Origin of the sequence: Bacteroides oleiciplenus YIT 12058 (genome assembly GCF_000315485.1) — a bacterium.
Taxonomy (GTDB): Bacteria; Bacteroidota; Bacteroidia; order Bacteroidales; family Bacteroidaceae; genus Bacteroides; species Bacteroides oleiciplenus.
Genome location: NZ_JH992940.1, coordinates 188,090 through 201,218 on the forward strand (window position 1 = coordinate 188,090; position 13,129 = coordinate 201,218).

A 13,129-nucleotide genomic window follows, 5' to 3' on the forward strand; every position below is an offset into this window, starting at 1 on the left:
TACTTCATTGAATATTAGTCGTTTATGGCTTTTGAAACGGCTGATATTACTACTTTTTCACTCTTTCCTTCTTCATCGGCTCTTCTTATCCGATACATTTGCATTGTTCCTCTCACGGAGGGACAACCGCATGTGACTTATGTTTTATTATTAACTTTAAATTCGTATATTATGCAAAAGTACAAAATGCCGATCAGGCTTCGAATCATGGTTTGTCTGATAGGAATGTTACTTCCGATGTGCATGTTCGCACAGCAAATCACAGTACAAGGTGTAGTGAAGGACCAGACGGGTGAAACCGTTATCGGTGCCAGTGTGGTGCAGAAGGGCACGACGAATGGAACGATAACAGGTATCGATGGCGATTTCTTATTGAATGTGCCTTCAGATGCCGTTCTGGTAGTCTCGTTTGTGGGTTACAAGACTTCGGAAATCCCCGTCAAAGGACAGAAACAAGTTCAGGTAATGCTGTCCGAAGACAGTGAGATACTGGATGAAGTGGTGGTGATAGGCTATGGAACCATGAAGAAAAGCGATTTGACAGGCGCTGTATCTTCTTTGGGTAGCAAGGATATTAAAGATACTCCTGTATCTAATTTAGGACAGGCCATTCAAGGTCGCATCTCCGGCGTACAGGTAGTGGATGCCGGAAAGCCGGGTGACAATGTTTCTATCAAGATTCGTGGTTTGGGTTCAATCAATAACTGCGATCCGCTGGTGGTGATAGACGGAGTGCCTACCGACCTGGGATTATCTTCTCTGAACATGGCGGATGTGGAACGTCTGGACGTACTGAAAGACGCATCAGCTACAGCTATTTACGGTTCGCGGGGAGCCAATGGAGTGGTGATGATTACTACCAAGCGTGGAACGGAAGGAAAAGGCAAGCTATCAGTATCCGCCAATTGTGCTTTCCAGAATGCCACGAATGTTCCTTCTTTGCTGAATGCCGCCCAGTATGCGGAATTGAGCAACGACATGATGACGAATAGCGGACGCAACCCCAATCCGAATTGGGCGAACCCTTCCGAACTGGGTGCAGGCACCGACTGGATGGATGAATTGCTTCGCACGGGTATCATGCAGAACTACACGGTAAGTTATTCCGGAGGTAATGAGAAATCCCATTATTATGTGTCCGGTGGTTTCCTCGACCAGTCGGGTATCGTAAGCAGTGTGAATTATCGTCGTTTCACATTCCAGTCGAACAGCGATGCGCAGGTGCTGAAGTGGTTGAAATTCTCTAATAATATTACTTTCAGCACCGATACGAAAGACTCGGGCGGCTATAATATAGGTGATGCGCTGAAAGCTCTTCCCGTTCTTCCGGTGAAGAATGAAGACGGTTCCTGGAGCGGACCGGAGGGTAATTCGGAATGGTACGGCAGCATCCGTAACCCGATAGGGCCTACGCAACTCAACAAGAGCCAGACGAAAGGTTATAATTTCCTTGCCAACCTGACAGCGGAACTGACCTTTACCAAATGGCTGAAATTCAAGAGCACATTCGGTTATGACGCCAAGTTCTGGTTTATCGACAATTTCACTCCGAAGTATAACTGGAAGCCTATTCCGACGGAAGAAACCTCCCGCTATAAGAGCGATAATAAATCATTCACCTATTTGTGGGATAACTATTTCCTGTTTGACTATACGTTTGCCGAAAAGCATCGTGTAGGCTTGATGGCAGGTTCTTCCGCACAGTGGAATGAGAACGATTATCTGAATGCGCAGAAGAATGTCTTCATGTTTGATAATGTGCATGAAATGGATAACGGTCAGGAGATGTACGCCATTGGCGGCAGTTCCAATGAATGGGCATTGCTTTCATACATGGCACGCGTCAATTACTCATACGAAGACCGTTATCTGTTGACGGCAACTGTTCGCCGTGACGGTTCCAGCCGTTTCGGTAAGAAAAATCGTTGGGGTACTTTTCCGTCAATCTCTGTGGCATGGCGTGTTTCACAGGAAAAGTGGTTCCCGCAGAATAAGTATGTAAACGACCTGAAACTGCGCGTTGGATATGGTGTGACGGGTAGCCAGGCAAGTGTGGGCAATTACAGTTATCTGGCATCTTATAATACCAGTGTATATCCGTTTGGGACAACAAGCGGCAATCAGACGGCGTTGGTTTCTTCCACGCTTGCCAATCCTTATATTCATTGGGAAGAGGTGGCGCAGACGAATATCGGTTTTGATGCCTCCCTGTTCAATTCGCGTATCACTGTCTCGCTGGATGCTTATCTGAAAGAGACCAGAGATATGTTGGTGAAAGCGTCTATTCCTATCACGTCGGGTTTTGAAGACACTACCACTACTTACACCAATGCCGGTAAAGTCCGCAATCAGGGTTTGGAAATGAGCTTGCACACCATCAACCTGACAGGCGAACTGGGCTGGGAGACAAACCTGACCGCCACTTATAATAAGAATAAGATTAAAGATCTGAACAGTGCGGTTCCTTACTATATCAACCAGATTAACAACTCTTACGTGACGATGTTGGCAAAGGATTATCCGATTAACGTATTCTATGGTTACGTGACGGATGGACTGTTTCAAAATCAGGCGGAAGTGGATGCGCATGCCGTGCAGCCGGGAGCGGAGCCGGGCGACATTCGTTTCAGAGATTTGAATAACGACGGTGTCATCAATGACAGTGACCGTACGGTGATAGGCAATCCTAATCCGAGTTGGTTCTACTCAATGAACAACAGTTTGTCCTATAAAGGTTTTGAGTTGTCCGTCTTCCTTCAGGGAGTGGCCGGCAACAAGATTTATAATGCCAACAATATCGATAACGTCGGTATGGCTGCCGCATACAATCAGACCAGCGATGTACTGAAACGTTGGAGAGGAGAGGGAACAAGCTATTCCATGCCGCGTGCCGTCTTCGGTGACCCGAACCAGAACTGCCGTGTATCCGACCGCTTTGTGGAGGACGGTTCTTATCTCCGTCTGAAGAATATCACGCTTTCCTATACTTTCCCCAAGCAGTGGTTGCAGAAGATACAGATAGAGAATGCGCGCCTTTCCGTCTCTTGCGAGAATGTGGCTACCATCACCGGATATTCCGGTTTCGACCCGGAGGTGGACATCAACGGAATCGATTCAGCTCGCTATCCCATCTCCCGTACATTCAGTGTAGGTTTAAACTTTAACTTTTAAATTGATTCGGATATGAAAAAGATAACAAACTTAGTATATGCGCTGGTCATGTTAATGCTGGTTTCATGTAATGACTTCCTTGATAAGTCTCCCAAATATGCGGTTGACCCCGAAACGACGGTGACCGACGACGTTGCCGTGGCACTGACGAATGCTTGCTACAAGGCACTTCAATCCTCTAATCTGTATAATCAGCGCATGTGGTCGCTTGATATTGTTGCAGGAAATAGTCTGGTGGGTGCCGGCGGTGGCACTGACGGTCTGGAAACCATACAGGCATCCAATTTTATCACGCAGAGCGATAATGGTATGGCATTGTATATGTGGCGTTCCCCGTGGGTAGGCATCGGGCAGTGTAACATTGTGCTGACCAGTCTTCCGCAGGCTGAAGCCGTGTCGGAGAGTATCAAGAACCGTTGCATGGGTGAGGCTTATTTCCTTCGCGCCCACTACTATTATATTTTGGCGCGTTTGTACGGCGGTGTACCTTTGCGCTTGGAGCCCTATAATCCGGGTGAGTCCACGGCAATAGCCCGTACTACCATAGATCAGACTTACGAACAGATTATTTCCGATTGTAAGAATGCCGTCGATTTGCTTCCTGCAAAAGCTGAATATAGCGAAGAACAGAAAGGACGTGCATGCAAGGATGCCGCTCTGGCTATGCTGGCGGATATCTATCTGACCTTGGCCCCCAATCACACAAGTTATTATGAAGATGTGGTGGATTTGTGCAACGAAATCACGAATCTGGGCTATGACCTTTCCACCTGCAAGTATGAAGACAACTTCGATGCCACTATCAATAATGGTCCTGAGTCTTTGTTCGAGGTACAATATTCTGGTAGTACGGAATATGATTTCTGGGGTACGGACGGTCAGTCTTCCTGGCTCTCCACTTTTATGGGGCCGCGCAACTCGGACTTTGTAGCAGGCAGTTACGGTTGGAATCAACCTACGGAGGAGTTTGTGGGACAATATGAAGAAGGTGATAAACGGAAAGACCTAACGGTTCTTTACGACGGTTGTCCGGACTTCGATGGAAAGACTTATAAGAGTTCTTATTCCAATACCGGATATAATGTTCGTAAGTTTCTGGTTTCCAAAACCATCTCTCCGGAGTATAATACAAACCCGAATAATTTTGTTGTTTACCGCTATGCGGATGTTCTTCTGAAAAAGGCGGAAGCATTGAACGAAATGGGACAACCTAATCAGGCTGCTGCACCCTTGAATATCGTTCGTAAACGTGCCGGACTGCCTGAAGTTTCAGGCCTGTCACAAGATGCCATGCGTGAAAAGATTATTCACGAACGCCGCATGGAACTTGCTTTCGAAGGGCATCGCTGGTTCGATATGATCCGCGTCAACAATGGCGAGTATGCCATCCGGTTCCTGCAATCCATCGGTAAGAGCAGTGTGAATAAAAATCGTTTGCTGTTCCCCATTCCGCAGACAGAAATGGATGCAAACGTATTGATGACACAGAATACAGGCTATTAATTACATAAATCAGAAGAAGAATATGAAAAGATATATTTCACATTTAGTATTTGCGTTGCTGGGTTGCATGGCATTGTCTGCATGTGTGGATAATGACTATATGGAACTGGACAAGGGACACAATGAGTTGGCGCTTTCCACCAGCAATACCGAAGTAATTTTGAACGAGCAGGCTCATGCCGAGGATGCGCTGGAACTTTCCTGGACAACGGGAACTAATTATGGGACAGGGAATAAAATCTCCTATACGCTGGAGCTTGCCCGTGCGGGAAGCAATTTTGCTACTCCTTACGTTGCCTTGGAGAATGCCGTGCAGGAATATACTTGGAAGAAAAGTGTAGAGGAACTGAACGATATTCTTCGTGGGCACTTCGGGATGGAAACTGCCGGAAACATTTCGCTGGAAGCACGTCTGACAGCTAAAGTTGCGGACAGGGAAGAAGTGCAGGTGGCGACCACCTCATTCAGTGTCGCCGCTTATGAACCGCTGACTTTTACTCTTTATCTGGTAGGCGACGCCACTCCCGGTGGTTGGAGTGCGGATGATGCAACGGAGATGACACGGAAAGATAACGGTATATTTACATGGACGGGAAAGATGACACCCGGTTCATTCAAGTTTATCACTACGCTGGGGGCGTTCCTGCCATCTTATAATAAAGGAACAGATGGAAAATTGGTGCTTCGTACCAGCGATAGCCAGCCGGATGAAACTTTTACAGTCGAAGAGGATTTCAACTATATAGTCGAGGCGAACCTATTTACCGGCGTTGTCACCCTGACTCAGACGGAGAATCTGAAACCAGCTTATGACCAGCTTTATTTTATAGGTAATGCCACAGATTGGAACTTTGTGTCGATGAAGCGGGATGTGCTTGATGCATTTCTATTCCGTTATGGCAAATTCTTTGAAACGGGTAAAGGCGGAGAGTTCAAGTTTGGTACTTCGGAAGGAAGTTGGGAAAATATGTATAAGGCAAAGAATGCCGATGCAGCTTACACGGATATGGAAATGGTATTTGTGAAAGGTTTCGATCCCGATAACAAGTGGGTACTGAAGAATGCTGAATGCGGCAAGGCGTATAAGATTTGCGTAGACATTCGTGCAGGTAAGGAACGCATGATGATGAGTGAGTTTGTGCCATACGAGATGATCTATATGGTAGGCGATGCTGCACCTGCGGGATGGACTATCGGTGATGCTACTCCGATGCAGGCTACGGATAATCCGTATGTATTCACCTGGCAAGGTGTGCTGAATGCGGGCGAGTTGAAATTGACTTGCGACAAAAAAGAAGATTGGAACGGTGCCTGGTTTATGCCGACCGTGGCCGACAAGCAGCCTACGGGGGAAACAGAGCCAATGTTGTTCTTGGATAAGTCCAGCGATGCGTTTAAAGCCCAGTATCCGGATGTAATGGTTGGCGGTATCGATCAGAAATGGAAGATTACGACAGCAGGTTCTTATAAGATAACGCTAAACCAATTGGAAGAGACTATTTCGATAGTGAAGCAATGATAGTTCTTAAAATTCAATAGGATGAAATATATAATTTATGCAATTACCACACTGTTCTTTCTGGCCTCGTGCAGCAAAGACAATGATGAAACCGGCGGTGGTTCCGGTGGAGGAGGTGAAATTGGCGGAGTGACTGATGTCACTCCGGTAACCTCCGATTTAACCGTAAGCCTCGTTACCGATAAGGCCTGTTACAAACCGGGTGAAACTGTATCTTTTACAGCCGATGCCCTGCCTGCGGGAGCAAAGATACGCTATCGTACCCAGAACAAAGTCGTCTCCGAACAAGCCGCTGTAGGTACTTCCTGGACGTGGACTGCACCGGCAACAGATTTTATCGGTTATCTGGCAGATGTATACCGCACGAAAGATGACGGTACAGAAGTTATTCTCGGCACTATTGCCGTAGATGTATCCAGCGACTGGATCCGTTTTCCCCGTTACGGCTTTGTCGCCACCTTCGATGCTTCTAAAACAGAAAGTAAAATTCAGGAAGAAATGGCTTTCCTGAATCGTTGCCATATCAATGGTGTGCAGTTTCAGGATTGGCACAACAAACACCACTGGCCATTAGGTGGCATGCGCGAACAGTTGGATGCGGTATATAAAGACATTGCCAACCGGGACATTTACACGCAATCGGTAAAAGACTATATTCGCATTCAGCATACATACGGAATGAAGTCTATGTTCTATAATCTTTGTTTCGGTGCACTCGACGATGCTGCCAATGATGGTGTGAAAGAAGAATGGTACATCTTTAAGGGCGCGGGACATACGGATAAGGATGCGCACACCTTGCCCGACAGTTGGAAAAGTAATATCTATCTTCTTGATCCTTCCAACACAGAATGGCAAGCTTACATAGCCCAGCGCAATGATGATGTCTATGCCAATCTTGATTTCGACGGCTATCAGATAGACCAGTTAGGAAACCGGGGCGACCGCTACGACTACAAAGGAAACAAGGTGAATCTTCCCAAGTCCTACACCTCGTTCATCGACGCCATGAAGCAACGGCATCCCGAAAAGCGCCTGGTGATGAATGCCGTCAGCAGCTACGGCGCCTCCCAGATTGCCGGGACGGGCAAAGTCGATTTCCTTTATAATGAAGTTTGGGGAGATGAGGCGGACTTTACGGATTTATACACCATTCTGAAAGCCAATCATCAATACGGCAACCAAACGTTGAAAACAGTATTTGCCGCCTACATGAACTATGAAAAGAGTTCTGGAGACTTCAATATGCCGGGAGTCTTGCTGACGGATGCGGTGATGTTTGCCCTTGGCGGTTCTCATCTGGAACTGGGAGGCGACCACATGCTATGCAGCGAATACTTCCCGAACACCCGCCTACGGATGAGTGATGCGTTGCAGACTGCCATCGTGCGTTATTATGACTTTATGACTGCCTATCAGAACCTCCTTCGTGATGGTGGAGAGGAAGAAAAGGTCACTCTGAACTGTACTGATGCCAGCAAGAATCTAAGTTTGAATGTCTGGCCACCCAAGAAATCGTCCATAACGGCTTTTGCCAAAAGAGTAAATGGCCGGCAGGTAGTCCATCTGCTCAATTTCCTCAGCGCAAACAGTCTGAGTTGGAGAGACCTCGACGGCAGCATGCCCGAACCGCGCCTGGTGACTAAAGTGCCTTTGAAGCTGGAAGTCGTCGGGAAAGTAAGCAAAGTGTGGGTCGCTACTCCCGACGCTCATGCCGGAGCTTCGCAGGAACTGGCTTTTGAGCAGAAAGACGGAGCGATAACCTTTACGCTTCCTTCACTGAAATACTGGACAATGATTGTGATAGAATAAAGCTGTTATTGGAGTTGATTTAAGATTGCCCAAGAATGAATCAGCTTCACCAATACGCCTACTTAGTTTGTTGATTATCAATAGATAGCATTTACATTCTATTTACCTCACGATGTAAAAGCATTTACCGCCGTATGTAACGACCTTTACCACCTATTGTAACGCTCTTTACCTCGGTATGTAACGGCCTTTACCTCGGCATGTAAATGAAGTTACCATTTGGGGTAAATAGAATCACCACGGGAGGAAACAACCATCTACTTATTAAGGTAAAGGAAGATAAATCGCCCGTTGGTGGAATTAGTTCATAACCGCTCAGAAAAGAACAGATTATAAAGGATATAAACCATGAAAATATATATATATTTATTAGTAGTATTGTGTTTCCTGTCTCCGTATTCATATAGCGGAAATATAACCGGAAACTGCATCTCTTATTCCAAGGAAGGGAGAAACGTTACCTTCCACCTGAATGACACCTCAGCAGTGCAGCTACAACTGTGCAGCCCTTCGGTGGTGCGTGTCTGGTTTTCGCCGGACGGAAAACTGCAACGGGGAAACCCTTCCTTTGCCGTCATCAATGAAGAACTGGAAGATGTGGGCACGGTTCAGGTGGACGAACAGAATGCCTGTTATGAGATATTCACGCCTAAACTCCGTATCCGGGTCAACAAAGCCCCGTTCAGCCTCCAGATATTCGACAAGTATCAGAAACTCCTGTTCAGTGACTATGCCGATAAGGGCCACGTCTGCGAAGGAACCCGCAAAGTGGAATACAAGACCCTCCGCCGGGACGAACACTTCTTCGGCCTGGGCGAGAAGACTGGCAAACTGGACCGACGCGGAGAATCTTATAAGATGTGGAACAGCGACAAACCCTGCTACAGCATTGTGGAAGACCCTTTGTACAAGAGTATTCCTTTTTTTATGAGCAGCTATCGCTATGGCATCTTTCTGGATAATACGTATAAGACAGAATTCAAATTCGGCACCGAGAGCCGCGATTATTACAGCTTCGAAGCCCCCGGCGGAGAAATGATTTACTATTTTATTTTCGGTAAGGATTATAAAGAAATCATGAAGCAATATGTCGCACTGACCGGACAGCCTATTATGCCTCCCAAATGGGCGTTAGGTTTTGCACAGTGCCGTGGTTTGCTGACTACCGAGAAACTTTCTTATGAAATAGCCGAAGGATACCGCAAACGGGGCATTCCTTGCGACATTATCTATCAGGACATTGGCTGGACCCAACACCTGCAAGACTTCAACTGGCGGAAAGAGAACTATCAGAACCCGAAGAAAATGCTTGCCGACCTCAAAGAGATGGGCTTTAAAGTCATCGTTTCGCAAGACCCTGTCATCTCCCAGGCCAACAGGAAGCAATGGGAAGAAGCCGACCGCTTCGGTTATCTTGTGAAAGACTCCACCACAGGAGGAAGCTATGATATGCCCTGGCCTTGGGGCGGTAACTGTGGTGTAGTGGACTTTACCATTCCCGAAGTGGCCGACTGGTGGGGTGCTTATCAACAGAAACCCATAGATGACGGCATTGCCGGCTTCTGGACTGATATGGGCGAACCTGCCTGGAGCAACGAGGAACAGACGGAGCGTCTCGTGATGAAACACCATCTTGGTATGCACGATGAGATTCATAATGTGTACGGTCTGACCTGGGATAAAGTAGTCAAGGAGCAATTCGAGAAACGGAATCCCGACCTGCGTGTCTTCCAGATGACGCGTGCCGCCTTTGCCGGATTGCAACGCTATACCTTTGGCTGGACCGGGGATTGCGGCAACGGAGATGATGTGTTGCAAGGCTGGGGACAGATGGCGAATCAGATACCTGTGCTTCTGTCTGCCGGATTAGGGGTTATTCCGTTTGTGGCGTGCGACATTTCCGGTTATTGCGGGGATATTGAAGACTATCCCGCTATGGCGGAACTTTATACCCGTTGGGTACAGTTGGGCGCATTCAATCCCTTGAGTCGTATTCACCATGAAGGAGATGTTGCCGTGGAGCCGTGGCTTTTCGGAGAGGAAGCAGAGAAGAATGTAAAGGCGGCTATCGAACTGAAATATCGTTTATTACCCTATATCTATACGTATGCCCGTGAGGCACACGAAACCGGTCTACCGATTATGCGCCCTATGTTCTTGGAATATCCGGCGGATATGGAGACTTTTTCCACGGATGCACAATTTATGTTCGGCAGCGAGTTGCTGGTAGCTCCGGTGGTCAAAAAGGGGGCGACTAATAAAAATGTGTATTTGCCCGAAGGTGTCTGGATAGATTATAACGATAAGTATACGGAATATAGTGGTGAGCAATGGATCACGGCTGCTGCTCCGTTGAACACGATTCCCATGTTTGTGCGGAAGGGCAGTATTATTCCTCAGATGCCGGTCATGAATTATACGGATGAGAAAGCTATTTACCCAGTTACATTCGAGATTTTCCCTGCCGTATCGGGTGGTGAAACTTCTTTCTGCCTCTATGAGGATGCAGGAACAGACTTGGGTTATTTACGTGGAGAATTTTTGCGTACGCCTATAACTTGCCAGACAACGGAAAAGGGGTATACGCTCGCAATCGGAAAGAGGGCGGGAGAGAAGTACGCTTTGCGTGGAGAACGTAATTTCATGTTCCGCATTTATGCAGGGAAAATGCCGAAGGAAGTACTGATTGACGGAACAAAAGTCAGGAAAATGAAAGCGGAGAAACTGGATGAAACGTTGGAAGAAGAATTCAAAACGATAGCCTGGAGCCCGGATAAGAAGCAGAATTTTTATTTGTTGAGGCTGCCGGATGATGGGCGGGAACACATCATTGAGTTTCTTTATTAAAACTCCCGATTACAAAATGATTTATTAATGCTAATAATAAAAATAAGATTATGAAAAAGTTAATGCTTAGTGCAGTTTGCCTTCTTTTCGTTTTAGCGGGGAAAGCAGAAGGAGTTTCGTCTCCATCGGGCAAGGTGAAACTGGATTTTGAACTATCGAAGAATGGAACGCCCACCTATCAGATAGCATACAAAGGGCAACCTATTATCAACCCCAGTACCTTAGGATTGGAACTAAAGAATGCCAATAACCTGTTGGACGGTTTTGAAGTAGTGAAAACTTCAACCTCTGCATTCGATGAAATCTGGCAGCCTGTATGGGGTGAAACAAAAGATATCCGTAACCATTACAACGAACTGCTGGTAGAGTTGAAACAACCTTCCACGGAGCGGTACATGAATCTTCGTTTCCGCGTATATGACGATGGCGTCGGATTTCGCTACGAATTTCCACAACAGAAAAACCTGGTTTATTTCGTGATAAAGGAAGAGCGTACCAAGTTTGCCATGACAGGCGATCATACAGCCTGGTGGATTCCTGGAGATTATGATACACAGGAATATGACTATACAGAGTCGAAGCTTTCGGAAATTCGCGGCCTGATGCAAGGAGCTATTTCTGATAATGCTTCGCAGACACAATTTTCACCAACCGGCATACAGACTTCCCTGCAAATGAAGACAGCCGATGGAGTATATATCAACCTGCATGAAGCCGCCTTAGTGGACTATTCTTGTATGCACCTGAATCTGGACGATAAGAACCTGACCTTTGAGTCATGGTTGACTCCGGATGCACAAGGTGATAAAGGCTATATGCAATCTCCATGTCACACGCCATGGCGTACAGTGATGGTAAGCGATGACGCTCGTGAGTTATTAGCTTCCAATCTGATTCTGAATCTGAACGATCCTTGTAAATACGAGGATACCTTCTGGATTAAACCGGTGAAATACGTCGGTGTATGGTGGGAAATGATTGCAGGCAGCAAACCGTGGGCTTATACTTTTGATCTCCCTTCTGTAAAGTTGGATGAGACGGATTATACGAAAGTAAAACCGAATGGTATTCATCCCGCCAATACAGAAAACGTGAAGAAGTATATCGATTTTGCTGCTGAACATGGTTTCGACCAGGTATTGGTAGAAGGTTGGAATACCGGCTGGGAAGACTGGTTCGGGCATTCAAAAGATTACGTCTTTGATTTCATGACGCCTTATCCTGATTTCGATATCAAGTATCTGAATGAATATGCCCATTCCAAAGGTGTCCGTCTGATGATGCATCATGAGACATCGGCTTCTGTGCGCAATTATGAGCGTCACATGAAGGCAGCCTATGAATTGATGAATCAATATGGTTATAATTCAGTGAAGAGTGGTTATGTAGGCAATATCATTCCGCGCGGTGAATATCATTACGGACAATGGATGAACAACCATTATCTTTATGCTGTGACCGAAGCCGCCAAACATAAAATTATGGTCAATGCTCATGAAGCCGTACGTCCTACAGGTCTGTGTCGTACTTATCCGAATCTGATAGGCAATGAGTCAGCCCGTGGTACAGAATATGAAGCATTTGTCGGAAGCAAGCCTTTCCACACCACAGTACTTCCTTTCACCCGTCTGCAAGGTGGCCCGATGGATTATACGCCGGGTATTTTTGAGATGGATATCAATAAACTGAATCCCAATAGCCATTCGCATGTCAATTCTACACTGGCACGCCAGTTGGCACTCTATGTAACGATGTACAGCCCCTTGCAAATGGCAGCCGACCTTCCCGAGAACTATGAACGATTCATGGATGCTTTCCAGTTTATCAAAGATGTAGCTTTGGATTGGGACGACAGCCGCTATCTGGAAGCAGAGCCGGGACGTTATATCACCGCAGCTCGTAAAGCCAAAGGAACCAATGACTGGTTCATCGGTTGTACTAGCAATGAACAGGGGCATACTTCCGTCTTGAAACTGGACTTTCTGGATGCTGATAAACAGTACATAGCTACCGTTTATGCAGACGCAAAGGATGCCGATTACAAGACAAATCCGCAGGCCTATGTAATCAGCAAAGGAATTGTTTCTCCTAAAACGGTGCTGAAACTGAAAGCAGCTCCCGGTGGTGGTTATGCTATCAGTATTATGGAAGTCAAGGATAAGGCAGCAGTAAAGGGATTGAAAACACTAAGAGTTTCTCAATAAAAGGATTTGGTCAGCTAAGAATATGTATTTAAAAAGGGAAAGTTGTGACTTTCCCTTTTTTTGTTATTTCAAG

6 protein-coding genes are annotated in these 13,129 nt (G+C 46.4%); all 6 read left to right on the top strand.

The genetic code is table 11. The annotated features are described in order from the left end of the window. Window positions 1-171 precede the first annotated feature (171 nt). The 6 genes from HMPREF9447_RS00760 (at window position 172) to HMPREF9447_RS00785 (ending at window position 13,056) form a co-directional block, all read left to right on the top strand. Complete coding sequence (locus HMPREF9447_RS00760) at window positions 172-3,171, top strand: SusC/RagA family TonB-linked outer membrane protein (RefSeq protein WP_009127294.1); 3,000 nt, start codon at window positions 172-174, stop codon at window positions 3,169-3,171. Between the two features lie 12 nt (window positions 3,172-3,183). After that, the gene (locus HMPREF9447_RS00765; RefSeq protein WP_009127295.1) at window positions 3,184-4,674 is read left to right on the top strand and encodes a RagB/SusD family nutrient uptake outer membrane protein; all 1,491 of its coding nucleotides are present in this window, start codon (window positions 3,184-3,186) and stop codon (window positions 4,672-4,674) included. Between the two features lie 22 nt (window positions 4,675-4,696). Then, window positions 4,697-6,193, top strand: a complete 1,497-nt coding sequence (locus HMPREF9447_RS00770) for a SusF/SusE family outer membrane protein (RefSeq protein ID WP_009127296.1) — start codon at window positions 4,697-4,699, stop codon at window positions 6,191-6,193. 21 nt (window positions 6,194-6,214) lie between these two features. Beyond that, window positions 6,215-8,005, top strand: coding sequence for an endo-dextranase (locus tag HMPREF9447_RS00775; RefSeq protein ID WP_009127297.1), 1,791 nt, complete (start codon window positions 6,215-6,217; stop codon window positions 8,003-8,005). A 348-nt stretch (window positions 8,006-8,353) separates the two neighbouring features. Continuing rightward, window positions 8,354-10,852 carry a glycoside hydrolase family 31 protein gene (locus tag HMPREF9447_RS00780; RefSeq protein ID WP_009127298.1) on the top strand — a complete coding sequence of 833 codons (2,499 nt, stop codon included), beginning with the start codon at window positions 8,354-8,356 and terminating at the stop codon, window positions 10,850-10,852. Between the two features lie 50 nt (window positions 10,853-10,902). Beyond that, entirely contained in the window at window positions 10,903-13,056 is a 2,154-nt protein-coding gene (locus HMPREF9447_RS00785; RefSeq protein WP_009127299.1) for a glycoside hydrolase family 97 protein, read from the top strand. Window positions 13,057-13,129 lie beyond the last annotated feature (73 nt).

Excerpts from the sequence above, each read along its gene's own strand:
- HMPREF9447_RS00780 (WP_009127298.1), top strand. The coding sequence starts at position 8,354 with ATGAAAATATATATATATTTATTAGTAGTATTGTGTTTCCTGTCTCCG.
- HMPREF9447_RS00770 (WP_009127296.1), top strand. The coding sequence starts at position 4,697 with ATGAAAAGATATATTTCACATTTAGTATTTGCGTTGCTGGGTTGCATG.
- HMPREF9447_RS00775 (WP_009127297.1), top strand. The coding sequence starts at position 6,215 with ATGAAATATATAATTTATGCAATTACCACACTGTTCTTTCTGGCCTCG.
- HMPREF9447_RS00760 (WP_009127294.1), top strand. The coding sequence starts at position 172 with ATGCAAAAGTACAAAATGCCGATCAGGCTTCGAATCATGGTTTGTCTG.
- HMPREF9447_RS00765 (WP_009127295.1), top strand. The coding sequence starts at position 3,184 with ATGAAAAAGATAACAAACTTAGTATATGCGCTGGTCATGTTAATGCTG.
- HMPREF9447_RS00785 (WP_009127299.1), top strand. The coding sequence starts at position 10,903 with ATGAAAAAGTTAATGCTTAGTGCAGTTTGCCTTCTTTTCGTTTTAGCG.